The organism is Acinetobacter sp. UBA5934, from assembly GCF_002430855.1.
Classification (GTDB): domain Bacteria; phylum Pseudomonadota; class Gammaproteobacteria; order Pseudomonadales; family Moraxellaceae; genus Acinetobacter.
Genome location: NZ_DJDC01000068.1, coordinates 26285 through 51209 on the forward strand (window position 1 = coordinate 26285; position 24925 = coordinate 51209).

The 24925-nt window shown below is 41.5% G+C and carries 28 protein-coding genes and 2 pseudogenes; 21 read left to right on the top strand and 9 right to left on the bottom strand.

The features are described from left to right. The first annotated feature begins 167 nt into the window (after positions 1 to 167). Both B2Y23_RS04830 and B2Y23_RS04835 read left to right on the top strand, forming a co-directional pair. A complete protein-coding gene (locus tag B2Y23_RS04830) occupies positions 168 to 749 on the top strand; it encodes an NAD(P)H-dependent oxidoreductase (protein ID WP_291352295.1) in 582 nt (193 codons plus the stop codon). 26 nt (positions 750 to 775) lie between these two features. Beyond that, positions 776 to 1095: pseudogene (locus B2Y23_RS04835) on the top strand (putative quinol monooxygenase). A 59-nt stretch (positions 1096 to 1154) separates the two neighbouring features. Here B2Y23_RS04835 and B2Y23_RS04840 read toward each other — a convergent pair. From B2Y23_RS04840 to B2Y23_RS04860, 5 genes are all read right to left on the bottom strand, one after another. After that, entirely contained in the window at positions 1155 to 1940 is a 786-nt protein-coding gene (locus tag B2Y23_RS04840; protein WP_291352293.1) for a thiazole synthase, read from the bottom strand. Positions 1941 to 1952: 12 nt separating this feature from the next. Then, a complete protein-coding gene (thiS, locus tag B2Y23_RS04845; protein WP_291352291.1) occupies positions 1953 to 2150 on the bottom strand; it encodes a sulfur carrier protein ThiS in 198 nt (65 codons plus the stop codon). Positions 2151 to 2174: 24 nt separating this feature from the next. Further along, entirely contained in the window at positions 2175 to 2540 is a 366-nt protein-coding gene (locus tag B2Y23_RS04850) for a DUF423 domain-containing protein (protein ID WP_291352289.1), read from the bottom strand. Positions 2541 to 2687: 147 nt separating this feature from the next. Next, on the bottom strand, positions 2688 to 3557 hold the full coding sequence (rpoH, locus tag B2Y23_RS04855; protein WP_086176049.1) for an RNA polymerase sigma factor RpoH: 870 nt from the start codon (positions 3555 to 3557) through the stop codon (positions 2688 to 2690). A gap of 139 nt (positions 3558 to 3696) precedes the next feature. After that, positions 3697 to 3930 carry a sulfurtransferase TusA family protein gene (locus tag B2Y23_RS04860; RefSeq protein WP_291352286.1) on the bottom strand — a complete coding sequence of 78 codons (234 nt, stop codon included), beginning with the start codon at positions 3928 to 3930 and terminating at the stop codon, positions 3697 to 3699. 382 nt (positions 3931 to 4312) lie between these two features. Between B2Y23_RS04860 and B2Y23_RS04865 the strand changes: the two genes are divergently transcribed. Beyond that, a complete protein-coding gene (locus B2Y23_RS04865) occupies positions 4313 to 4525 on the top strand; it encodes a cold-shock protein (RefSeq protein ID WP_004648643.1) in 213 nt (70 codons plus the stop codon). A 99-nt stretch (positions 4526 to 4624) separates the two neighbouring features. Then, entirely contained in the window at positions 4625 to 5776 is a 1152-nt protein-coding gene (rhlB, locus tag B2Y23_RS04870) for an ATP-dependent RNA helicase RhlB (protein WP_291352284.1), read from the top strand. A gap of 130 nt (positions 5777 to 5906) precedes the next feature. On the opposite strand, the gene B2Y23_RS04875 is transcribed toward rhlB, so the two are convergent. Continuing rightward, positions 5907 to 6287 carry a hypothetical protein gene (locus tag B2Y23_RS04875; RefSeq protein ID WP_291352282.1) on the bottom strand — a complete coding sequence of 127 codons (381 nt, stop codon included), beginning with the start codon at positions 6285 to 6287 and terminating at the stop codon, positions 5907 to 5909. Between the two features lie 227 nt (positions 6288 to 6514). On the opposite strand from B2Y23_RS04875, the gene B2Y23_RS04880 reads away from it, so the two are divergent. The 14 genes and pseudogenes from B2Y23_RS04880 to B2Y23_RS04945 all read left to right on the top strand — a co-directional run bounded on the left by B2Y23_RS04880 (position 6515) and on the right by B2Y23_RS04945 (position 19735). Then, positions 6515 to 7090: a nitroreductase family protein gene (locus B2Y23_RS04880; RefSeq protein WP_291369360.1), complete on the top strand. Its 576-nt coding sequence runs from the start codon at positions 6515 to 6517 to the stop codon at positions 7088 to 7090. A 33-nt stretch (positions 7091 to 7123) separates the two neighbouring features. Continuing rightward, positions 7124 to 8197 carry an NAD(P)H-dependent glycerol-3-phosphate dehydrogenase gene (locus B2Y23_RS04885; RefSeq protein ID WP_291352278.1) on the top strand — a complete coding sequence of 358 codons (1074 nt, stop codon included), beginning with the start codon at positions 7124 to 7126 and terminating at the stop codon, positions 8195 to 8197. Between the two features lie 71 nt (positions 8198 to 8268). After that, a complete protein-coding gene (locus tag B2Y23_RS04890) occupies positions 8269 to 8724 on the top strand; it encodes a SixA phosphatase family protein (RefSeq protein ID WP_291352276.1) in 456 nt (151 codons plus the stop codon). Between the two features lie 30 nt (positions 8725 to 8754). After that, positions 8755 to 9894: a type II secretion system protein GspL gene (gene gspL, locus B2Y23_RS04895; protein WP_291369362.1), complete on the top strand. Its 1140-nt coding sequence runs from the start codon at positions 8755 to 8757 to the stop codon at positions 9892 to 9894. Continuing rightward, the gene (gspM, locus tag B2Y23_RS04900; RefSeq protein WP_291369364.1) at positions 9894 to 10373 is read left to right on the top strand and encodes a type II secretion system protein GspM; all 480 of its coding nucleotides are present in this window, start codon (positions 9894 to 9896) and stop codon (positions 10371 to 10373) included. Before gspL ends, gspM begins: the two co-directional genes overlap by 1 nt. 90 nt (positions 10374 to 10463) lie before the next feature. Then, positions 10464 to 11503, top strand: a pseudogene (locus tag B2Y23_RS04905) (quinone-dependent dihydroorotate dehydrogenase). Next, entirely contained in the window at positions 11500 to 12084 is a 585-nt protein-coding gene (locus B2Y23_RS04910) for a CvpA family protein (RefSeq protein WP_291352268.1), read from the top strand. The pseudogene B2Y23_RS04905 and the gene B2Y23_RS04910 overlap by 4 nt, the downstream one beginning before the upstream one ends. Before the next feature lie 24 nt (positions 12085 to 12108). Continuing rightward, positions 12109 to 13647: an amidophosphoribosyltransferase gene (purF, locus tag B2Y23_RS04915; protein ID WP_291369366.1), complete on the top strand. Its 1539-nt coding sequence runs from the start codon at positions 12109 to 12111 to the stop codon at positions 13645 to 13647. 90 nt (positions 13648 to 13737) lie between these two features. Further along, entirely contained in the window at positions 13738 to 15627 is a 1890-nt protein-coding gene (locus tag B2Y23_RS04920; protein WP_291352264.1) for a M48 family metalloprotease, read from the top strand. Positions 15628 to 15724: 97 nt separating this feature from the next. Next, positions 15725 to 16390 (top strand): hypothetical protein, encoded by a 666-nt coding sequence (locus B2Y23_RS04925; RefSeq protein ID WP_291369368.1) that lies wholly within the window; start codon positions 15725 to 15727, stop codon positions 16388 to 16390. Next, complete coding sequence (locus B2Y23_RS04930; protein WP_291369370.1) at positions 16387 to 17355, top strand: 2-hydroxyacid dehydrogenase; 969 nt, start codon at positions 16387 to 16389, stop codon at positions 17353 to 17355. The genes B2Y23_RS04925 and B2Y23_RS04930 overlap by 4 nt, the downstream gene beginning before the upstream one ends. Before the next feature lie 131 nt (positions 17356 to 17486). Next, on the top strand, positions 17487 to 18881 hold the full coding sequence (locus tag B2Y23_RS04935; RefSeq protein WP_291352258.1) for a M48 family metalloprotease: 1395 nt from the start codon (positions 17487 to 17489) through the stop codon (positions 18879 to 18881). Positions 18882 to 18927: 46 nt separating this feature from the next. Continuing rightward, complete coding sequence (locus tag B2Y23_RS04940; protein WP_291352256.1) at positions 18928 to 19296, top strand: GFA family protein; 369 nt, start codon at positions 18928 to 18930, stop codon at positions 19294 to 19296. A 76-nt stretch (positions 19297 to 19372) separates the two neighbouring features. Continuing rightward, on the top strand, positions 19373 to 19735 hold the full coding sequence (locus tag B2Y23_RS04945) for a hypothetical protein (RefSeq protein WP_291352254.1): 363 nt from the start codon (positions 19373 to 19375) through the stop codon (positions 19733 to 19735). 92 nt (positions 19736 to 19827) lie between these two features. On the opposite strand, the gene B2Y23_RS04950 is transcribed toward B2Y23_RS04945, so the two are convergent. Together B2Y23_RS04950 and rpsU are read right to left on the bottom strand one after the other, a co-directional pair. After that, positions 19828 to 20274, bottom strand: coding sequence for a GatB/YqeY domain-containing protein (locus B2Y23_RS04950; RefSeq protein WP_291369372.1), 447 nt, complete (start codon positions 20272 to 20274; stop codon positions 19828 to 19830). A 34-nt stretch (positions 20275 to 20308) separates the two neighbouring features. Beyond that, the gene (gene rpsU, locus B2Y23_RS04955) at positions 20309 to 20524 is read right to left on the bottom strand and encodes a 30S ribosomal protein S21 (protein WP_001136722.1); all 216 of its coding nucleotides are present in this window, start codon (positions 20522 to 20524) and stop codon (positions 20309 to 20311) included. A gap of 146 nt (positions 20525 to 20670) precedes the next feature. On the opposite strand from rpsU, the gene tsaD reads away from it, so the two are divergent. Then, on the top strand, positions 20671 to 21687 hold the full coding sequence (gene tsaD / locus B2Y23_RS04960; RefSeq protein WP_291369374.1) for a tRNA (adenosine(37)-N6)-threonylcarbamoyltransferase complex transferase subunit TsaD: 1017 nt from the start codon (positions 20671 to 20673) through the stop codon (positions 21685 to 21687). A 174-nt stretch (positions 21688 to 21861) separates the two neighbouring features. Further along, positions 21862 to 22803 carry a sensor domain-containing diguanylate cyclase gene (locus B2Y23_RS04965; protein WP_291369376.1) on the top strand — a complete coding sequence of 314 codons (942 nt, stop codon included), beginning with the start codon at positions 21862 to 21864 and terminating at the stop codon, positions 22801 to 22803. A gap of 19 nt (positions 22804 to 22822) precedes the next feature. Here B2Y23_RS04965 and B2Y23_RS04970 read toward each other — a convergent pair whose 3' ends face one another. Beyond that, the gene (locus B2Y23_RS04970) at positions 22823 to 23374 is read right to left on the bottom strand and encodes a DUF4385 domain-containing protein (protein WP_291369379.1); all 552 of its coding nucleotides are present in this window, start codon (positions 23372 to 23374) and stop codon (positions 22823 to 22825) included. Between the two features lie 398 nt (positions 23375 to 23772). Here B2Y23_RS04970 and B2Y23_RS04975 point away from each other — a divergent pair, with 398 nt between their 5' ends. Further along, positions 23773 to 24822, top strand: a complete 1050-nt coding sequence (locus B2Y23_RS04975) for a hypothetical protein (RefSeq protein WP_291369380.1) — start codon at positions 23773 to 23775, stop codon at positions 24820 to 24822. The last annotated feature ends 103 nt before the right edge of the window (positions 24823 to 24925 follow it).

Consider the following 24925-nt stretch of genomic DNA (forward strand, 5'->3'; position numbering starts at 1 on the left):
AGCACCTTCGGGTGCTTTTTTCTTGGATTTAAAATTTTGGAATATTGAATAACTATAAAATTTAATTATTGATTTTTTATCAATAGTATTTTGCAAATTCATGAATTTTTATCAATAAGATATTTACGTATATTGACGCCTGACCATAAATCATTAAAGGCAAATGAATGAGTAATATTCTGATAGTGAATGGTGCCAAACAGTTCGCACATTCGAAAGGTGAATTAAATGACACCTTGACTGAGCTGGCAAAAACCGTGCTTGGCGAACTTGGTCATCGTATTAAAATTTCTTGTGCAGACAGCGACTATGACATTCAGCAGGAAATTCAAAAATATGTCTGGGCGGATGTCATTATTTATCAAATGCCAGGATGGTGGATGGGCGCACCGTGGACAGTCAAAAAATATATCGATGACATTTTTACTGAAGGGCATGGAACTTTATATGCCAGTGATGGTCGATCACGTTCGGATGCATCAAAAAAATATGGTTCAGGTGGTCTTATTCACGATAAAAAGTATATGCTGTCCTTAACCTGGAATGCGCCTATCGAAGCGTTTAATGATGCTGAGCAATTCTTTCATGGTGTTGGCGTCGATGGGGTTTATCTCCCATTCCATAAAGCCAATCAATTTTTGGGGATGAAAAGTTTAGACACCTTCATCGTGAATGATGTGATTAAAATACCTAATGTCGCTGAATATAAACATAAATATCTTCAGCATTTGATGGATGTTTTTGCCTGATGGATGGGATATTTAAGGAGCAGACTATGTTGGTTGTGATTGCAGATATCCAGATTCGCTCAGGTACTCAACATCGTGAAAACGTGCTAGACGCCTTTAGGAAAATAACACCAGTTGTGTTGCAGGAAGATGGTTGTTATGGCTATGAGTTACTGGTCGATCATGAATCGATTGTTGATTATCAGACTAAATCACCTGATTCAATTACCATGTTGGAACATTGGGAAAGTATTGAGCATTTGAATGCTCATTTACAGACGCCCCATATGCAAGCCTATCAGCAACAAGTAAAGATGATATGCTGAATGTTAAAATCCGGATTATGCAAAAGGGTTTAAGCAGTTAAGTACATTCTTCTTGAAATATAAAAAAGGACTCAAATGAGTCCTTTTTCAGATTCTAACTTTATTTAAAGAAATAACCGGTTTCAGGTGAACTTGCATTGGCCATACGTTTACGCGGCATACGTCCTGCAAGGAATGCTTCACGACCGGCTTCAACGGCTTTTTTCATTGCAGATGCCATTAAGACAGGATTTTGTGCAGCAGCAATGGCGGTATTCATCAGGACGCCGTCACAACCCAGTTCCATGGCAATAGCAGCATCACTGGCTGTACCGACACCTGCATCAACTAATACCGGAACTTTGGCATTTTCTTTAATAATGGAAATGGTGTGCGGATTCAAAATCCCCAGACCTGAACCAATCAGGCTGCCTAAAGGCATGATTGCCACACAGCCCATACTTTCTAACTCTTGCGCCACAATCGGGTCATCCGAGGTATAGACCATGATTTCAAAGCCATCGTCAATTAAGGTGCGGGCAGCTTTCAAGGTTTCGGTGATATTGGGATAAAGGGTTTTTTCATCACCCAGCACTTCCAGTTTAACCAGATTATGACCATCTAAAAGTTCACGTGCCAGCATACAGGTACGCACTGCGCTGTTGGCATCAAAGCATCCCGCAGTATTGGGCAGAATGGTATATTTTTCTGGAGGAACAACCGAAAGCAAATTCGGCTGATCAGGGTGCTGGCCAATATTAACCCGACGGATTGCGACCGTGACAATCTCTGCACCACTGGCCTGAATGGCTAAATCGGTTTCAGTTAAATCTTTATATTTACCTGTACCAACCAATAAACGTGAATTAAATCTACGCGAACCAATTATAAGCGGGGTATCTTCCATGGGAGCTCCGAATTAGCCGCCACCGACGGCATGAATAATTTCAATCTGATCTTCAGCGCAAATAGGGGTCTGGGCCAATTTGCTTTTGGAAATGATCATTTCATTTTTTTCTACAGCAAAGCGTTTACCTTCAAGTTCAAGCTCTTGAATTAATGCTAATAAATTGGTGCATGAGGTATCTTTGGATTCGCCATTTAAATATATATGCATAGTGAGATTTCCTGTTTCACTTAATTATTTTACGTATTTGAATGCATTCCAGGCTAAGACCAGCCAGCCTGCAATCATTAAAGCTCCACCAATCGGGGTGATTGCACCTAAAATCCGAGGTAAACCTAAAGCCATGACATAAAGTGAGCCACAGAAAAAGAAAATACCCAATTGAATCAGGATAAAACTGGCTTTAATCGGAAGTTCGGGAATGACTTTGGCTAAAATGGTGAGGGCTAAAAGTCCAAGTGCGTGATAGAAAAAATAATCAGTTGCAGTCTGCCACCAGGCCAACTGCGCTTCGCTGGCGTGAGCTTTTAATCCATGGGCGCCAAAAGCACCCAGCATGACGGCAAAAGCTAAATTAAGGGCTGAAATTGCAATCCACATAAGCAATTATCACCTGAGGAAATTTGCGCCTAACTTAGCATATTTTATGCTGTGCACAAAAGGCTAAAAGCAACAACATCAATGTCCAAATGATAAAAAAAGGGCACGCAGCCCTTTCTTTATCACAGAAAAAATCAGCCCGATATCTTAATTAGAAGACATGGCGACTTTGATTTTTTCCATGGCATTTTTTTCTAACTGACGAATACGTTCAGCAGAAACATTATATTCAGCAGCTAATTCATGCAGGGTTGATTTTTCATCATCTAACCAGCGGCGCTGTAAGATGTTACGTGAACGGTCATCCAGCTGATCCATGGCATCATGAAGAGCAGAAGTGCTTTGTTCTTCGTAATCTTCTTCCTCAGCTAAACGTGCTGGGTCGTAACGGTTGTCTTCCAGATATAAAGCTGGTGCAACATGGGTTGATCCTTCATCATCGTCATCACCTTGCGCTTCAAAAGCTGCATCATAGGCGGTAAGACGGCCTTCCATTTCCAATACCTGTTCAGGTGTCACATTCAAGTCATTGGCAATAGATTGGGCTTCATCTAGTGTTAATTTTTTACTAGATTTTTTAAGGCTACGCAGATTAAAGAATAATTTACGTTGCGCTTTGGTGGTCGCAATTTTAACAATACGCCAGTTACGGATTACGTATTCATGAATTTCAGCTTTAATCCAGTGCACAGCAAAAGACACCAAACGCACACCCATATTCGGATCAAAGCGTTTTACCGCTTTCATTAAACCCAGGTTGCCTTCTTGAATCAGGTCACCTTGAGGCAAACCATAACCGGCATAACTACGGGCTATATGAACCACAAAACGCAAATGTGACATCACGAGCATTTTTGCGGCATCTAAATCCTGGTCATAGTAGTAGCGTTCAGCTAACTCTTTTTCTTGTTCAGCCGTTAAAATAGGAATCTGATTGACAGTACTGATATAAGCACCGAGATTTACCCCTGGTGCCGATAATGACAGGGGCATCAATTGATTGCTGCTGTCACTCATGTGTTCTCCTTTAGAATGGGATGCATAACCATCTTAATAAATTTATCTTAATCCAATATTTCGGTGAATTTGGGAAAATTGGGTAGAGAAATGTAATTTTTTATGCATATTTGAAAAGTTCTAGTTTAATCGAAAATAATTAAGATTCAATTAAGTAGTGATATTCAGAATCAGAAATTTTGGTCATCGTGCAGTTGAGCTGATGCATTTGACAATAACGCGTTACATCTTGCTGACTATGCGGATCTGATGATTTCAGCAGGAATAAATGCGCAGGATTGTTTTTAAGTGCCCGTTTAAGCATCAATAACGGCATGGGGCAGGGTTTGCCGATAGCATCAATCATGACTGCAGAATTGACTAGATCATTCATCACATTTTATATCTGATTAACTTTAAATAAATATTAGCAAATTTAGTGCCAGAACCAAATGAAATTATATATCTTCAACATAAAATTACTTATATAAGATAAGGAAATAATTAGTAAAAAAGAAGCTGAATCAAAAAGAAGATTAATCGAAAAAAATAGTATGAATTGTTAGAAACCCATGTTAAGCTCGTCGCGTATTCAAATTTATGACAGCATTTTAAATGTCTTAAAAGTGAATATCGCAATGGATGTAACCGGGATTTTGTTAATAGTAATACAGAATGATTACAAGCTTAGAAATAATAATTATTTTTAAACCTTGTTTACTCTGCTGTTTGCAACACCGGGTGGTCCTTTAATTAAATACAATGAGGATTAACTTATGACAGCTCGTGAACAAGGCGTAGTTAAATGGTTCAACGACACTAAAGGCTTCGGCTTTATTCAACGTAACGGCGGCGACGACGTATTCGTTCATTTCCGCGCTATCCAAGGTGACGGTCACCGTTCACTTCGTGATGGCCAACGTGTTGAATTCAGCGTAGTTAAAGGTCAAAAAGGCTTCCAAGCTGAAGAAGTACAACCTTTAGACTAATCGCCTGATTATTCATGAGAACGCCCCAATGTAATTTGGGGCGTTTTTGTTTATAATAGACTTCTATTTTTTCTGATTATTAAGTTAGAGCACATTTATATGTCATCTGGTTTTGAAACCTTAAATTTACATCCGAAACTGAAACAGGCAATTGATGCTTTAGGTTTTAAAGAAATGACGCCTATTCAGGAAAAGGTTTTAAAATTCACTTTGGCTGGACATGATGCCATTGGTCGTGCACAAACCGGTACCGGGAAAACTGCGGCTTTCCTGGTGAGTGTCATTAATGATTTGCTCAACAATCCGATTAAAGAGCAACGCTTTCGTGGCGAAGCACGTGCGCTGATTTTAGCTCCAACGCGTGAGCTGGCTTTACAGATTGAGAGTGATGCCAAAGAGCTGACTAAATTTACCGACCTGCATCTGGTAACTTTGTTGGGTGGGGTGGATTTTGATAAGCAAAAAGCCCAGCTGGATAAAAATTTTGTCGATATTATTGTCGCGACTCCCGGCCGTTTAATTGATTTTGTCGAGCAAAAAGAAGTCTGGCTGGACCAGATTGAATTTTTGGTGATTGATGAAGCAGACCGTTTACTGGATATGGGCTTCATTCCATCGGTCAAACGGATTGTGCGTTTTTCTCCGCGTAAAGAACAACGTCAAACCTTAATGTTCTCTGCAACCTTTAGTTATGATGTGTTGAATTTGGCGCAACAGTGGTTGTTTGAACCGGTGACTGTAGAAATTGAGCCGGAAAAGAAAACCAATGCCGATGTAGAACAGCGCGTTTATATGGTTGCAAAAACAGATAAATATAAGTTGTTGCAAGAAATTTTACGTGACGAACCGATTGAAAAAGTCATGATTTTTGCCAATCGTCGTGATCAGGTGCGTAAACTGTATGATCATTTGAAAAAAGATGGTTATAAGGTGGTGATGTTGTCTGGTGAAATTGCACAGGATAAGCGCTTAAAAATGCTGGATCAGTTCAAGAATGGTCAACATAATATTATGATTGCGACTGATGTTGCAGGTCGTGGTATTCATGTGGATGGTGTTTCGCATGTGATTAACTTTACCCTGCCTGAACAGTCAGATGACTACGTGCATCGTATTGGCCGTACCGGTCGTGCGGGAACAAGTGGGGTCAGTATCAGTTTCCTGTCTGAAGATGATGCGTTCTATCTTCCAGAAATTGAAAAGGCCATTGGACAGAAATTGCCTTTAACTCGTTTAGAAGGTTATTGTTAATTTTAAGAGTTTGATCTGATTATTAAATAAGATGTAAACCAAAAAAGCCGCTTTAATAAGCGGCTTTTTTGCTTCTTGATCTAGATATTTTATTAAGTGAATAAGATGAAATAGATCGATATTAGAGTGTTTAGTTGGCTCGACAGGTAAAGGTCAGGACAGTTTGATAGTCCTCATCACGTGCCAGACTGCCGCTTTTGCCAGCCAGTGTACCGAGTACCGTAGTTGCAGCCTGAATCATTTGCCCAGTCTGTTCATCCACTACACCTTTTAAGGCACCATTGTATTCGGTTTTTTCATTCACGACGACAGGTGTGGCTTTTTTACCACAAGCGTTATTAGCTGCAGCAATCGCGTTATTTTTAGAAATTAAACTGCTTTTACCTATACCGGTCACTTCATATTGATTGTTTTCTTTTTGAACAGCTAATGATGTAGTTGGATTAGATGCACAGGCAGTTAAGGCAAGAGCAACGGCAACAGTTGAAGCGAGCGCAAAAACTTGATTCATCTTTTTCCCCTGAATTGTTTTAGAAAGAGTTTAAGTTATTTGAACATTATTTTTTGAATGATATTTGAAGGACTTGTATAAAAAATGCAGCTTTATATGTGCACTATGTGACTGATAGGGACGCGAGATGAATATTGAGAGAGATACATCCACGCAATGCTCTAGAGTAACTGAACCGGATTATGCTAATCTTGGTGAAATATTTCAGTACACAGATATAAAAGTCAATGACGGATTCAGCGGTAGACACGGTTCATCAAAATATTCATCAGCGTCAGTCGATTGGGCATTTGGTTGAGCCTGCACCGAATGCAGAGCAACTGGAAAAAGCCTTTCAGGCGGCGCTGACTGCACCAGATCATCATCGTTTAAAGCCGACCCGTTTTGTGGTCATTCCGAGTGATCAACGTGGCGCTTTTGGGGAATTGCTGTCAAAAGCTTTGGCTGATTTGGGTGAAACCGACCCAGCTCAGTTGGAACGGGTTAAAAACCATCCGTTTCGTGCACCACTGCTGGTTTTGGCATTAACCCAGTTTCAACCGCATCCCAAAGTTCCTAATTTTGAACAAACCTTAAGTTCGGGAGCGGCAATTGAAAACTTCTTGTTATCTTTGCAGGTACAGGGCTTTTCAACCATGTGGCGTAGCGGGGCAGTGATTGAGTCACCACTGTTTAAGCGACTTCTGGGGCTGGCAGAAGATGATTTAATTTCAGGAATTATCTATATTGGAACAGCAGTAAAAGCAATTCCAGCGCGTATCCCAGTGAATACACAAAATTATGTCAGTTATTGGAATAAATAACTGTATTGAATCATGAGTAGAGATATAAAAATAATGTCAGAGTTGAAATTTTCAGATCTTGTTGAGCCGGTTGTAATTGATCAGAAAACGGCCTTGCGTGTAACGGTATTGGGTGGAGGAAGTTTTGGTACGGCTATGGCCAATACCGCTGTACGTAACGGTTGCGATACCATGATCTGGATTCGTGATGAAGCGGCAGCAGCAGAAATTAATCAGACTCATATCAACAAGCGCTATTTACCCGATTTTGTTTTGGAGTCGGGTTTACAGGCAGTTTCGGATCTGGAAACGGCCGTTTGTGATCGTGACATTATTTTGGTGGCTATTCCTAGTCATTCTTTTCGTGATGTGCTGAAACAGATTAAGCCTTTTATTAGCTCGCAAGCCGTTATTTCCTTGACCAAAGGGATTGAGGCGAAAACTTTCCATTTTATGAGCGATATTATTCGCGAGGAATTGCCTCAGGTTCCATATGGCGTACTTTCAGGACCGAACCTGGCCAAAGAAATTATGGCCGGGCAACCTGCAGGAACGGTGATCGCCAGTGAGTCGGAACTGGTGCGTTATGCGGTGCAGCAAGCGTTACATAGCGCATTGTTCCGGGTTTTTGCCAGTGATGATGTGCATGGTGTGGAACTGGGCGGAGCGTTGAAAAATATTTATGCCGTGGCAATGGGCATGGCTGCTGCTTATCATGTGGGTGAAAACACCAAGAGTATGATTTTGACCCGTGCGCTGGCAGAAATGAGCCGTTTTGCGGTGAAATTGGGCGCAAACCCACTCACTTTCTTAGGCTTGTCCGGTGTGGGTGACTTGTTTGCAACCTGTAATAGCCCGCTCAGCCGTAATTATCAGGTTGGTTTTGCCCTGGGTTCAGGTAAAAGTCTGGAACAGGCCACTCAGGAATTGGGTCAAACCGCTGAAGGGATTAACACCATTGTGCAGGTACGCAGCCGTTCCGAAGAATTGGATGTGTATATGCCAATTACCAGCGCATTATATGATGTGATTTTTGAAGGTGCGCCGCCTTTAAACATTGCACTTTCACTCATGAAAAATGGCCACCGTAGTGATGTGGAATTTGTATTACCTCATAATGAGGTGTAATTTTTCAATCATGATATTGCGTTCATAAAGCTTGGTTATAATGACGGTATATTCAAAATCAGGAAATTTTTATGCAACTTACCTTAGTACGTCATGGTGAAGCTGCTCCAGCGGTGCATGGTAATGATGATAAGCGTCCTTTAACCGAGCGTGGACATAAGCAGGCGGAGCTTAGTGCTAGATATTTAAAAGATATCATCCAGCCTGATGTTTTTGTGGTGAGTCCCTTATTGCGCGCGCAAGAAACTTTGGCACACTTGCAATATTATTTTCGTGATGTACCGGTGTTGGTGTGCAATAAGATCAAACCTGATGATGATGCGAAAGCAGCGATTGACTGGTTGTCACAGTTGCCTTATGAATCCATTGTGGTGGTTTGTCATATGAATGTGGTGGCGCATATAGCATCATTGTTGACAGTTGAGCCTTTTCATCCGTATGCTCTGGCTGAAGCGCGGATATATGAGCAAGCAGTGATTGCAACTGGACTATCTACCCAGTTAAAAAGTTTTATTCCAAACGCATAAAATATTAATTAAAATGGCAGAAAAACATTAATGTTGTATTTATGGATGCCTGAAGCCAATGGGGTTTGGCAATGGTCGACTGGAGAGAGCTGGTCTCAGGCCTCTAGTCTTGAACAGTTAATTCAAGACATTCAAGGCTATCATGGACAAGAAACAGTTGTATTTTTCCCGAGTCGCAATGTGCAAATGTTGCAACAAAGCCTGGCCAAGCCGCAATATAAAAAATTGGGGCCTGACGGGGTCAAATATTTATTAGAAGAATTTGTGGTTTTACCCATCGATTCAATGAAGGTATTGCATCATTTTCAAAATCCAGATCAATTGATCATTTTGGGTGTAGCAAATAGCATGGTTGAAACCTTGCAACATGCCTTGAGCTTAATACCGGTTAAAGTCGTTTCCTTATTGCCAGATTTTCTTATTTTGCCGCTACCAGAAGCAGGGCAAACCGTCATTGCAAATGTATCGGGACGTTTGCTGGTCCGTGAAAGTGAATTTATGGGAAATTCAGTTGATGATCTGGCGCTGTTTTTAGATTATCAGCCTCCAGGGCAATTTTATAAAATCAGTAATTTTACTGCTGAACAGATGCAAAGCCTTGAAGCCATGGTGACGCATGAACAAATTGAGTCTTTTCATTATGAAGTGCCATTATTAAAAAAAGCGCAACACCATCCTTTTAATATTCTGCCTAAAGCCAAAAATAGTTCGGGCGTATCTGGCTATTGGAAAGCCTGTGCTGCCGTATTGATTGCGGCTTTAATGGTTCAGTTTGGCTATGATGCAATACGCTGGTATAAATATAAAAAGGTGGCTGACCAGACGGCATTACAAGCTATTGATCAGTATAAATACTGGTTTGGACAGAGTAGTCGTGTCACCGAACAGAACTTAAAAAGCCAGTTTGAAAGTCACTTGCGCTTAAATAAAAGTGCCAATACCCAGGCTTTACAGTTGCTCAGCCGTGTTGGCCCTGTACTCATGCAAAATCAGATTGTGGCCAATCGGATTGCTTATGATGCGTCTATTTTAAATATGGAATTGAAAGCTAATTCTGCGACTGCTTTGCAAAACCTAGCTCAACAGCTAAATTCGCAAGGCTTTAAGGCAGAATTGGGTAATATTCAGCCCAATGGTGCAGGTGCAATTGGATTGGTGAAAATACAATAATGAAGACATCAGAAAAACTGCAAAACTCGATTGATCAATCTATTGAAAAAGTCACGGATTATCTGGATCAATTGTCGCAACGTGAACGTTATATGGTGATCTTTACCACTATTTTTGTTGTAGTTGCAGCTATTGGTTCAGTACTTTGGTATATGCATGCCGCCGCGAATAAACAGCAGAATCGGCTCAACGATTTTAAAGACATGATTGTGTGGATGCAAAGCAATGCAGTGACCATGAAACCCGCCGATGATTTGCAGTTAACTGCGGCAGATAAAGTCCAGCGTGTAGCCCATCAGCAGGGATTATCTGTGGCATCTCAGCAAACCGGTGAACAAATTCAGATTGTCGCGTCACATGAAAATTATGCCATTTTGGCAAATTTTTTAACCCAATTGGCGCAGATGGGTCTAAGTCTTGAAAAAATAGAACTAATTTCTGAGGCCGGTCAGATTAAATTAACGGCGACAGTGCAATAATGGGTAAAAATAAAGATCTGCTAAGCATGGTGTTTTTTACAGGCTATGCCTATAATATGGCGACTTAAAAAGCTGTAGACTTTTATAGATATGTTGTATTCTCTTGCCCGCCCTTTGTTGTTTTCTTTAGCACCGGAGCGTGCACATGAGCTAACATTATCGTTATTGAAATCAGCTCATCGCATGGGTATGATGCGTCAAAACGTAGCGTCCAAACCTGTGACCTGTATGGGGATTGAATTCCCTAATCCGGTAGGTTTAGCAGCTGGTTTAGACAAAAATGGCGCATATATTGATGCCCTGGCTGGACTGGGGTTTGGTTTTATTGAAATTGGAACCATTACACCGCGCCCGCAGGCGGGTAATCCGCATCCCCGTTTATTCCGTTTACCTGAAGCTAAAGCCATTATTAACCGTATGGGGTTTAATAATGATGGTGTTGANNTATGGGTTTTAATAATGACGGGGTAGACAAACTGGTTGAAAATGTCAAAGCTGCAAAATTCAAAGGTATTTTAGGTATTAATATTGGTAAAAATGCCGATACTCCAGTTGAAAATGCAGTGGATGACTATCTGATCTGTCTGGAAAAAGTTTATAACTACGCGTCTTATATCACTGTTAATATCTCATCACCGAACACCAAAAACTTGCGTAGCCTGCAAAGCGGCGATGCCCTCACTGAATTGTTACAAACCTTAAGAAAGCGTCAGCTTGAACTGGCGGAAGAACATCAGCATTATGTACCTTTAGTGCTTAAAGTTGCGCCTGATCTGACTCAGGAAGATATTCAGTTCATTGCGAAACAATTGATCCAGTTTAAAATTGATGGTTTGATTGTCACCAATACCACCTTGTCACGTGAAGGTGTGGAAAATCTGAAATACGGTGATGAAGCAGGCGGGTTGTCTGGGGCGCCGGTATTTGAAAAAAGTACAGCTTGTCTTGCAGCTTTTGCTAAAGTATTAAACGGGCAGATTCCATTAATTGGTGTAGGCGGGATTTTGTCGGGCGAGCAGGCTGTTGCGAAAAAACAGGCAGGTGCCAGCCTTGTACAAATTTATAGTGGCCTCATATATACAGGTCCGGCTCTGGTTAAAGATTGCATTGATGCTTTAAACACGCCATGAATACACTGGATATCTTCATACTGATTATTTTGCTCATTGGAGGGCTCAACGGTTTGCGAAAAGGATTGGTTTCAGCCTTTGCGAACTTGGTAGGATGGATTTTTGCACTGGTCATCGGTGCGAAATATGCAACCATCCTGGCACCTTCGATGGTCTCACTCAGTGCGGATCCAGTCGTACAAAAAATAGCAGCTTTTGCATTTATTGTATTGGTGATGGTGGTCTTAACCTGGATTATTACTGCATTGCTGAACAAAGTATTGAAGAGTCTCAAGCTTGGTCCACTCAACCGTCTGGCGGGCGGTGCTTTTGGTTCTTTAAAGGGTTTACTGATTGTACTCATTACCATGCAGGGCGTTGGTCCTTGGGTGGAAAGTTCTCCCCACTGGAAACAATCTAAATTTGTACAGCTTCTTATTCCTTATGCACCCTGGGCGACCGAACTTTCTAAAGAAGCGGCGCAAGGGGCGCTTTCTCATATCAAGTCTGAAGATGCAGTGCCATCTTCTGGCACAGCGCCTGAAAAAACGCAAAAGCATGCAGCGCGTACAGGCGAATCAACAAATAATCCTTTTTATTAATCCTAGCTTGTTTGCGAGGTTGCTATGTGTGGAGTAGTTGGTATAGCTGGTAAATCACCTGTTAACCAAATGTTGTTTGATGCGTTAACGATGTTACAACATCGTGGACAGGATGCAGCTGGGATAGTAACTTGCCATAATGGCCGTTTATTCTTGCGTAAAGATAATGGCATGGTACGAGATGTATTCCATACCCGTCATATGCGCGCATTGCTAGGTAATTACGGTATTGGTCATGTGCGTTATCCAACAGCAGGTTCTTCGAGCAGTGCAGAAGCACAGCCGTTTTATGTGAACTCGCCTTACGGGATTACCCTGGCGCATAACGGTAACTTGACCAATGCTGAAGAAATTCATGAAGACCTGTTTAAAACAGACCTGCGTCACATGAATACCGATTCGGATTCTGAAGTACTGTTAAACGTTTTTGCCCATGAAATGCACAAGAACGGCAAATTGAATCCTTCACCGGAAGATATTTTTGATGTGGTGACACGTGTACATGAGCGCTGTAAGGGTGCTTATGGCGTGGTGGCCATGATTACTGGCCATGGCTTGGTTGGTTTCCGTGATCCAAATGGTATTCGTCCGCTGATTTATGGTTCGCGTGAAACTGAAAAAGGCACTGAATATATTATTGCTTCCGAGTCTGTGGCGATTACCGCTTTAGGCTTTAAAGTTGAACGTGATATTGAACCGGGTGAAGCCATTTTCATTAGTTCAGAAGGTGAATTGTTCAGCAAGCAATGTGCGGCCAATCCTGAATATCGTCCTTGTATCTTTGAATATGTGTATTTTGCGCGTCCCGATGCCATCATCGACGGCATTTCAGTGTATAAAGCACGTTTGAAGATGGGCGAAAAGCTGGCCAATAAAATTATCCGTGAATGGGGTGATGAGCACGACATTGATGTGGTCATTCCAATTCCAGATACTTCACGTACTTCGGCTTTAGAGCTGGCAAATAGTTTGGGGGTTAAATTCCGTGAAGGTTTTGTGAAAAACCGTTATATCGGACGTACCTTTATTATGCCGGGCCAGAAGCAACGCGAGAAATCAGTACGTCAAAAACTCAACCCGGTAGAGCTTGAGTTTAAAGACAAAAACGTTTTACTGGTAGACGATTCAATTGTACGCGGCACCACCTGTAATGAAATTATTCAGATGGCACGTGATGCTGGCGCGAAAAAAGTATTCTTTGCCTCAGCTGCACCGATGGTGAAATATCCAAACGTGTACGGTATTGATATGCCTGCAAAAGCAGAATTGATTGCATCGAACCGTAGCGTTGAGGAAATTCGTGAAATTATTGGTGCTGACCGTTTAATTTTCCAGGATCTGGAAGATTTAAAAGGTGCAGTTCGTACCAGCAAAGTACCGGCATTACGCGAATTTGATTGTTCGGTGTTTGATGGTGTGTATGTGGCTGGCGGTATTAATGAAGCTTACCTTGATGAACTTGAGCACAAGCGTAACGATTCTGCCAAGAAAGCCCAAGGCGGCTATATTGATGTCAATATCGATGCGGCATCAGTAGACCTGACCGGTGTGAAAGAAGAATAAATTATTCTTGCTTGGTATGAAAAGCGGGAATTTCCCGCTTTTTTAATTTATGATAGATGAATAAATACAATGTAATACAGGAACTTTACATTGAAGCACGTGAGTTATTCTTTTATAAAAAATAAAAATATGGTCTGGTCCGCAAGTGTTTGCCTGCTTGCGGTGCTGCTCACGCTCTTTATTTTAAATACCATTGTCGGGTTGAATGTTTTTTATTTTGACCATACTCAATCCATTTTCTGGCATGTACTCAGCCCTTATCTCATTATGCTATTACTCAGTGTGATGACTATTTCGGTGCTGTATGAGTTCTATGTCTTTCGTTCAGGTGGACATTCGCTGGCAAAACAGCTGGGTGCACGTCGTTTAAGTCTGATTGAAAGCATTCCTGAAGAAAGTATTGCCCTTAAAATTACCGAACAACTGGCCAATACTTTTTTAATCGATGTGCCAGCGGTCTATGTACTTCCTGATGAAGTGGGCGTGAATGCGTTAACTGCCGGGTTTTATCCACGAGATATTGTGATTATTTTGACCTGGGGCGCGTTGCAAAATCTGGATGAATTGGAACTTTATGGCTTGCTCAGTCATGAGTTTAATAAAATCCTGTCTGGTGAAACCGCTGAAAATACTCGCTTAAAAATTCTCTATAGTAGCCTGACCACCTTTAGTCAGTGGGGCAGTAAAATTGCCAAACTGGGCTTTACCAAGCATGGTCAGGCACATACGCATAAATTTGCCACTTCTTTTGTGGCCATGGGTGGGGTGATCTGGCTGATTGGAAGCCTGGGCGTTTTGATTACCCGTTTAATTAAATATATTTCGCTAGGTAATCGCACCTTTAAAAACGACCAAAAAACCAGACGTCTCATACAAAATGATGCCAATGTACAAACCTTGCTCAGAATTTATGTACATCATTCAGGTTCACAAATTCATAGTGAATATGCTGAATCCATTGCCCATATGTGTTTTGCTAACTCTTTAAGTCCGCAAAACTGGATGAATATTCATCCCAGCATCGAACAGCGTATTTATGAGCTGAACCCTGGCTTGGTGCAGGATTTGCAGCTTGAAAATTTAAAAAAATTACGTAACCAGCCCTTATTTAGCTTGTTTCGTTCGCTTGACGAACTAAACAGTGAAGTCTATACGCCATGGAGCTCACCACAACCTTTGCCATTGCTGCGGTTATCACCGATCAGTTTTGCCATTAACGACGCGATCAAGCCTTTAAATCCGGAAATCCGTGACAATATGCAACGTCCTGAGCTGATCCAGCGGGCATTGCAGACCGCAACCGGTTCACGCGAGGTGATGGTGGCGATTTTAATGATTCGCCAGTACCGTGAATTTATTCCGGCCGAGGCAGAAGTCAGTCGCGCCATCGTCGACTCATTGCTGCATCTGGATGGTCGCGTGCATATCTCGATCTTTTATGAAGCCTGTAAAAATATTGGCACGATGCCGGCGACCATTGCACGACAGTTTTTAATGAAACTGGCGCGAATTATTCAGGAAGATGGGGAAATTGGTCTGCTGGATGCATTACTGCTGGAATGCGTGAAATACGAATTAAATCTGTTGCCCCTGCATACCCCGACTTCACTGGAAGATGTAAAGCCGCAGATCGTACGCTTAATTGATGCCTTGTTACATGTACAGCAGATTAATAGCCAGAACCAGCTCGATGTACGTAAAAAAATTCTGCGCCGGGTACTGACGGTAAAAGAACTGGAAATGTATGCCGAGATTTCGGATGAGCCGATCGATTTGGCGGAAATCTTAAATGATATTGCTGGTTTACTGCTTCGTGACCGTTTAAGTATTTTGGGTGTTGCCGAGTTATGTTTGTGGAATGACCGCATTATTACTCAGGATGAGCTTGATGTCCTGCAACTACTGTATTGGCGTTTTGGTTTTGACACCGATGAAATTGTCGAGCTGATGCAGAAGAAAAACAGTTTGATGATTGTCTAGACAAGCTGCGATAAAATTGGTGATGATTCAATAAAAGCACAGCAAAAAATCAGTAATCTCGTTAGAATACCAAGTATTCAATTGGTGATGAAAAAAGATGATTGGGCATCAGCGTGACATATTGGCAACTTTAGGAATCGATATCTGGGTTCCTCGGGATGCTGTATGTCAAAAATTGCCTTCTTCATCACTCTGGCGCGACCAGGCTGCAGCTGAATATCAGACTGAAATTGTATTGGCAAAAGCGCCAGCTACATTACCATTAGAGCTTAAAGCAGACCAAAAGACAGAGCCTAAACATACCGAATTGCTGGATGTTTCCGTTCCAGCAAAAGTGGAAAAAGCTGAGCCTGTCGCTGAAGTGATTACAGAGCGTGCAGCACTGCAAATTACAGCTTTTCAATTGCAGGCCTTGAGTTTGCCGCATTGTGTCATTGTCGTGGATGCAACCGAAATCACCGCTGAGCAGCAGCAGCTTTGGACTAATATTCAACAGGCGGTGCCGGCTGAATATTATGAATTGCAGTGGCCATTTCCTTTGATGAATTTTCAGGATGGACATGGCGCAGAAAGTTATGTGCAAGGCTTTTTAGATGCCATGAGTGCAGATAAAAATATTATTTTTCTCGGACAATGTGATTATTTTAAACATTCAAAAAGCATCAATCTGGCGAGTCTGCAGGAAATGCTGGATCAGCCCCTGTTAAAAAAACGCTTGTGGCAGTTTATGCAAAAATCACCGCAACACACGGATGGAAAATGAACAAGAAAGTCGTGGTGTTTAGCCAGTTAGATCAGGATATCCTTCAGCGCTTACAACAACACTATCATGTCGTCATCATTAACCCAAAACACGGTGATGTGAATGAACAAATACGTGAACAGGTCAAAGATGCCGATGCAATGATTGGTGCAGGGCGCCTACTCAATGAAAGTAATTTGGCGACCGCACAACAACTTAAAATTATTTCCAGTGTTAGCGTGGGTTATGACAATTACGATCTGGCCTATTTAAACCAGCAAAAAATCTGGTTATCTAACACGCCGCATGTACTTACAGAAACCACAGCCGACTTGGCTTTTAGCTTGCTGATGAGTGCAGCGCGTAAAGTTCCTGCTCTGGATCAATGGACCAAGCAAGGACAATGGAAACGCACTGTCGGGACAGCACAATTCGGGCAGGATGTATTCGGTAAAACCTTAGGTATTGTCGGCTTGGGCAATATTGGCGCTGCGATCGCACGCCGTGGTTTTTATGGCTTCAACATGAATATTCTTTACCATAACCGTCGTGAGAAGCTCGAGCTGGCGCAGCCTTTAAATGCCCGTTATTGTGGTCTGGATGAGTTGTTGCAGCAGTCAGACTTTGTAGTCATCGCGGTGGATTTAAATGCAGAATCCAAGGCCTTGATGGGGCAGCACGAGTTCGATCAAATGCAGCCGCATGCGGTATTTGTCAATATTGCCCGTGGTTCAGTTGTAGATGAACAGGCTTTAATTGAAACTATAAAAGCGGGTAAAATTTTTGCCGCCGGACTGGATGTCTATGCAAAAGAGCCTTTGCAGGAGTCCGAACTGTTTAGCCTGGAAAATGTAGTGACCATGCCGCATGTTGGCTCTGCAACTGCAGAAACACGTAAAAAAATGGCAGAGCTGGCTTACCGTAATCTGGTTGATGCGCTGGAAGGACGTACACCGCCTTATCTGGTGAATCCAGGCTTTTCTTAAAATTTGATAACACTTCATTGCAAATTGCTCCAATTTTCAATGTTATAGTCAGATAAATTGAAAAAAAGCAGTTTGAGTAGATCACATTGAAACGGTTTTTATGGGCTTGCAACATCACTTTGATTTCAGCAATGACATTAACGCACAGTGCAAATGTCAATTTATCTCCGCAATTTAATGTTCCTGAAATCGGCAGTGGCGTCGGTTTGATTGATCAACAAAAAGAAAAAATGATTGGCGAAAAGGTCTTTCGTGAAGTGCAGCACCAAATGCCAGTTCTGCAAAATCCATGGTTAGAAGATCAGCTGGGGAACATATTTTCGCATATCTTAAGCCAGACCCAACTGGGACAACCGATTGGTCTGGTGATTATCAATGATCCGCAAATCAATGCTTTTGCTGTTCCAGGTGGGCTATTTGCGATTAATACGGGCATGGTGACTTCTGCCCGCAATATTGATGAAGTGGCTGGGGTAATGGCACACGAAGTAGCTCATGTATCACAACGTCATTACAGTCGTTCGCAAGAAGCATTTAAGGGGCAAGGCTTGCTCACCTTGGCAGGTTTACTGGTGGGTGCGCTGATTGCCTCACAAGCGGATGGCGATGCGGGAACAGCAGTCATGTTGGGTTCTCAGGCAGCATTAATGGATAAGCAGCTGAACTATAGCCGTAATCAAGAGCGTGAAGCGGACCGGATTGGGATGCAATACATGTATAGCGCAGGCTACAATCCGCAAAGTATGGCCGATTTTTTTGAGGTCATGGACCGGGCAACCAGTAAAGTCAGTTTCTTGCCCGACTTCTGGCTTACCCATCCACTCAGCACAGAGCGTATGAGTGAGGCTCGCTTAAGGGCGAATCAATTTCCTCGGGCAAAATCTAATTTGCATGATGAAGATTTTGAAATCCTGAAATGGTATAGCCGCGTCATTTCCAACCAGACCACAGAACAACAACTCCAGGTTCTGGCCAATCGGAAAAATTTTGCCGGACAGTTGGCACTGGCCGCCTTTTATCTCAAACAGGGGGATTATGTTTTAGCGCAGCAGGTTTTGGATCAGGCGAAATCACAGCAGCGCTTAAACAATTTATTGATTTTAATTCAGACCGATATTTACCTGGGGCAAAATAAAACAGATGAAGCGTATAAGGCGATTCAGTCTGCTGCGCGAATCATGCCGGAAAATCGGGCTTTAGCACTTAAATATGCAGAAGTTTTGATTCGACAGCAAAATGCTGCGCAGGCACAGAACCTGATTCAACGCTTTATCAATAAAAACCCGCGCGATATACAGGCTTGGCGCTTGATGCAGCAGGTGGCCAATATAGAGCGGCAGTCACCGTTCAGGACGGTGAATGTACTGCGTTATCGTGCAGAAGTGGAATACTGGACAGGATCAGAAGAAAATGCGATTAAGTCCTTGTTACATGCACAGCGTCTGATTAAAGACAATGAAGTGTTAGCGGCAAAATTAAAAGCACGAATTCAGGAAATGCAAAAAGAGCGACAATTGAGAATTTAATCGTAGATGATGATGTCGCAGTCATAATAAAAACAAGGAGTGACCCATGCTAGAAGGTCAATGCTTATGTGGAAGGGTAAAATACCGTTATGGTGGTGAAATTGAAAAAACCATTATTTGTTACTGTAAGGATTGTCAAATGGCGCAAGGCTCAATCTTTGCCTGGAACAGTCTATTACAGCAATCAAAATTTGAAATTACCACTGGACTTAAATTTTTAAAAGAATATTTCCATAGCCCGAATAAAGCCCGGGTTTTTTGTCAGGAATGCGGCAGTCCGGTTTATTCATATCGTGTCGATTTACCTGGCATTATTCGCTTGCGTTTGGGGACGGTCACCCAAGGTCATTTACCTGCACCTTCCGAGCAAGCCTATACTCAACATAAACCTGGTTTTCTGCATATAGATGAATAAATTCTGCAGCTGAACTGATGAGGCTTATGATAATCTTTGTGTGTTGTGAATTTTAAATAATGAACAGAATCAGTCTATGAAAAAAATATTATTGATCTTATCGGTATTGGGGTGTGCGAGTTTAAATACAGCTTTAGCAGGTGTGGAGCAATATGTCGCAGCAGTGGATCAAATCTCAGAGCAGTATAAGCGGGATAGCAGAAACTTTTTCAGCAGTTTAAATGCGCAACAGACCAGCTTTACGCCAGAGCAGCAAACACAGTACTGTGCAATTGTGGGTCGTTATATAGATCGGTTATATCAGGCGGCAGATCAGAATAGAGCGTTTTTGGACCGTCAATTTAGACAAATGACCCGGCAAGATGTGATCAATCAAGTCATGTCATCAAGAGAAATGCTAATTTTGAAAAAATATAATATTCAGTGTGAGCTGAAATAACAGAAAATATTGATGAGGGATTGAGAGGAAACATTTGAACTGTCTTTGCATAAAGGCAGTTCAACGATAAAGAATGATTGCAGGAGTGGGGATTAGCCAAGTTTCGCTTTAATTTTAGCGGATACTTGTGCAGGATCGGCGCGCCCGGCTATGAGCGGACGCAGAGAATTCATCACCTTACCCATATCTTTCATGCTAGTAGCTTCTTGAGCAGTAATCGTCTGCGCAATAATAGAATCAAGCTCTTCCTCAGTCATAGCTTCTGGTAGAAATTGAGAGAGTACCTCAACTTCGGCTTGTTCTTTACTAGCTAAATCATCTCGACCAGCACCTTCAAAGGCTTTGATCGATTCTTTACGTTGTTTAATTTGCTTTTCAATGACCGCAAGAACCTGAGCGTCGTCAAGTTCTTTGCGCTCATCGACTTCGATTTGCTTAATTGCTGCCTGTAGACCACGTATTACCGTTAACTTATCCATTTCTTTAGCACGCATTGTTGCTTTCAAAACTTCAGTTATTTGGTTTTTTAAAGTAGTCATTTATTTAGTCCAAGCAGTCAATCACAAATTAATCTTAGTAAAGGCGAGTAGTACGAACTGATTCGCGAGCCAATTTCTTTTGGTAACGTTTAACAGCAGCAGCTTTTTTACGTTTACGTTCTTGAGTTGGTTTTTCGTAGAATTCACGTTTACGAACGTCAGCTAAAACACCCGCTTTTTCGCATGAACGTTTGAAACGACGGATAGCTACGTCTACTGGTTCGCCTTCTTTCAATTTAACTTGTGGCATGAAGAATCCTCATTAAGTTATGGATAAGATCTATGGCACGATTGCCTTAGATCACAAGTGAAGGACAGTATTTTACTCATTTACATCTCATATCACAAGTCTATAATAGCTTTAGCAATATTTAGATACGGGTAAAAGGCAGTTTAATGATCGTTCTGGGCTTGGAAACTTCTTGTGATGAAACTGGGTTAGCACTCTATGACAGTGAAGTCGGCTTAATAGGACAGGTGCTCTATAGTCAGATTAAACTGCATGCCGAATATGGTGGAGTTGTCCCGGAATTGGCTTCACGCGACCATGTGCGTAAGTTAATTCCTTTAATCAATCAATTGCTTGAAGAAAGTAATATTAAAAAATCACAAATTGATGCAGTCGCCTATACACGTGGCCCAGGTCTCATGGGTGCGCTTATGACCGGTGCATTGTTTGGTCGTACCTTGGCGTTCGCGTTAAATAAACCGGCGATTGGTGTGCATCATATGGAAGGGCATATGCTGGCGCCATTGTTGTCTAAAACTCCGCCAGAATTTCCATTTGTCGCTTTATTGGTCTCTGGTGGGCATACCCAGCTCATGGCAGCACATGGAATTGGCCAATATGAGCTGCTTGGAGAATCGATTGATGATGCCGCTGGCGAAGCCTTTGATAAAGTCGCGAAAATGATGGGGCTACCATATCCGGGCGGTCCAAATATTTCACGTCTTGCTGAACAGGGAGATGTCAAAGCTTTCGATTTTCCGCGTCCGATGTTGCATCAAGGGCTGGACTTTTCATTTAGTGGTTTAAAAACCGCTGTTTCTATCCAGTTGAAAAAAGTGGAAGGCCAGAACCGCGAGGCGGATATCGCTGCATCTTTCCAGGAAGCACTGGTAGATACACTGGTGAAAAAATCGGTGAAAACCTTGAAGCAAACGGGTTTAAAACGTTTGGTGATTGCGGGTGGTGTAAGTGCCAACAAACGTTTGCGTGAGCGTCTGGAAGCAGACTTGGCCAAGATTAAAGCAACTGTATATTATGCAGAACCTGCTTTATGTACCGATAATGGCGCCATGATTGCCTTTGCCGGTTATCAACGCTTGAAGGCTGGACAACAGGATGGGTTATCGGTAACGACTACGCCACGCTGGCCAATGACCGAGCTGACTAATCCAAACCAAACTTAAAATTATGAGAATACAAAAAGAGGCGTTTTGCCTCTTTTTTAATTTAAAAGTCTATAAAGAATGAGTTGATATCACTAGATTTTATATTCATGATAAGCTCTAATAATTGCAGAAAAATATTCTAAATTAGACAAACAAATAGTTTTTTGAGATGGTCAGCATAGGTTTATTCGGATGGATAATATAACTTTCAGAAGCTTTCAAGAGGCTGGTCAAGCTGTTTTAAAGTTTCTATATAAACGTTTCGGATTTAATTTATGGATGATTACCCGGGTCGAAGGTAAGGACTGGATTGTCCTTCAGAGCGAAGACCACGGTTATAATATTCAGCCTGGACAAGTATTTCAGTGGGCAGATTCATTCTGTTTTCATATGATTGCGGGTAAAGCTCCTAAAATTGCACCTCGATCAGAAGACATTCCTTTATATTCTACTGCGCCCATTAACCAGCAAGTCAGTATTAAATCTTATATTGGTCAACCACTGGTTCATGAAGATGGCAGCTTGTTCGGGACACTTTGTGCGATTGATCCTCAAGAAAAATCTGAAACTATTACTCAGGACGTAGAGCTGATTGAGTTATTTGGTCATTTGTTAAGCACGATTCTTCAAGCTGAACTTCGTCAAAATGAACACGTTCGTCAGCATGAGCGTTTGGAAGCAGAAGCTTTAAGGGATGAATTGACAGGCTTATATAACCGCCGCGCATGGGAAAGATTACTTACTGCCGAAGAAGAGCGCTGTAAGCTTTATGGACATCCTGCGGCAGTTTTTTTTATTGATCTGAATGATCTAAAAAAAGTGAATGACAGTCTGGGACATGATCAGGGCGATGAGCTGATTCAGCAGGCGGCGCATATACTCAAAAATACTGCACGTAGCAATGACATTGTGGCACGCTTAGGTGGCGATGAATTTGTAATTTTGAGTGTAGAGAGCGATGAAACAGGAACAAACGTGCTTTTGAATCGGCTTAAGCAAGCTTTAACAGAGGCAAAGATTGGCGCAGCGATTGGTGTTGCCATGCGACAACCTACACACGGGCTGTTTAAAGCAGCTGCCGAAGCAGATAAAAAGATGTTTGAGCATAAACGCCAGCTCAAGTCTGAATTATAGAATTGTGATCAAACTGTTTTTAATTTTTTTCAATAAACTGATTAAATTGTTCTTTTAACTCAAGATACTTGGTATGCGTATTAGCCTGATTCCATTTTTGCTTGAAAATTTGCGCAGCGGCAGCCTTCACTTGATCTTCTGGGCTATAAGGTAATAGATCCCGTCCATGTGAGCCACTTAAGCCTTTTTTATCGGCAGGAACAGCCCCTTTATATTTTTTACCTCCTTTATGATTGGCATAGCGTCGTGCACGTGTATAACCCATTTGCAGAAATTTTCTGGCCATATCTGCGCCAACAAAATCATTTTCATCGAGATAGCTTAAAAACAATTCATATATTTTTTCACTACTTTTTTCGGCTTTTTCCTGATCTGCAAATTGCCAAAAGGGCAGTATTTCTGACTTGTAAGGTTCGACCAATAATACACCTTGTTCACCCCGCCCAATTCGATATAACTCAGGACGTTTTCGGAAGTTGATATTTTTAAAATCTAAAGAATAATCAAAACTTTTTGAGAAAACTCTGGAATTTCGTCTCGGTATATTGTCCTTTTGATGATCATTTTTCATTACTCATTCCATTAGAAAAGCAGAAATCTATGAAGCACTACTTTTGCTAGCCTAGATCATTTTGGTGAAATTTTAAGCTTAAAGTTACAAATCATATAAATATTATTTTAAGCCATATGAATGCAAAAATAGACGTAAAGCTTGAATAATCTAGGGTTGAGTAAAGTGAGAAGGTTAAAATTAACAGGCTGATAAATTTTAAAAATTGTTGGAAATATACATTAAAATTACAGAAAAATTTTTGATTTTAATTACTATTGTGTAATCAATGTTACATGGGGTAAGGCAATACAAGAATTAGACACAGTGATGGAGTCTCATTGACTTGTTTTTTATACGGTAAATATCAATCTTCTTATTAAATAAAAATGTAAATAGAATTTAGGGAATATAATGTTATGAAAAAGAACACCACATTATTTGGAGTTGCGTTTATCTCGGGTTTATTGAGCGCTTGTGGAGGTGGAGGAAGTGGTTCCGATTCCGGAAGTCCATCGGTAAGCACGCCACCGAATGTGCCTAACGAGACAATTTCTCCAGAGCTGTCAGATGAGTTTGTACCATTTGAAAACCAAAGTATCCTGGATAAAATTAAAGATTCCATTACGGGTAATACCAGCAATGACACGGATTATAACAGTGCGCTTGGTCATATGATTGGAGAAGCCTTTGCTGATTATCCTTATGGGCGTACGGCTCGTATTGTGCAGATTTATAACCTGGGTATAAACAGTATCAAATATCCGAACGTGTTATGCGCTGAAGTAAGCACGACCAATGCAGTAAAAACGCTAAAATTAAAAGATGATAAAGATAACTGTGTGATTCTGGATAAAACCTATCGTAAAGGTTCTACGATTACTCAGTCAGTGAATGGCGATACCACCACTCTAACTTTTACCAATGTGCGTTACGGCTCTAATGTTGATTTTAATTTAAAAGATGACTATTTAATTTCAGGCAGCATTGTATATAGCAAAAGCAAAACTCCATCTGGTGAATCGGAAACTTATAAAATTGACCAGCTGGAGTTCCAACGCATTGCAGAAGAGCAGACTGCACCTGCGGGTGGTGAGACTTTTAATCCGAGCAGTAAAGAGTATCTTCAAGTACGAAATTATAGCTATAGCTTGGTAGATGATTACGGCAGTGGCAGTAACGGGACCCGTACATTAACCAGTAAAGGCCTGATTATCGGTCAGCCTTATCTGGCAGATTTCCGTTATAGTTTTAATTTTGATACCACGACTCCATTTAAAATGCAGGAAACGGTATTAGATAATTATAAACACCTGCCGACTGAAGGAACTTTAAAAATTACCGACAGTTATAACCAGGTAGTGGAAGTGAAACAAAATCAGCCTGAATCACTCAAGGCAACTGTCTATTTTAATGGCACTGAAATTACCGATCTGCTCTGGTCAACGATTATTGGGGACAAAAAATAAGATCGCATATGAAAGAAGCTCTATTGGTACGGAGCTTCTTTATTTATATTGACTCAATCAGAAAGAGTTTACAAAGATTTTAACTGCTGCGATCCAATCCAAT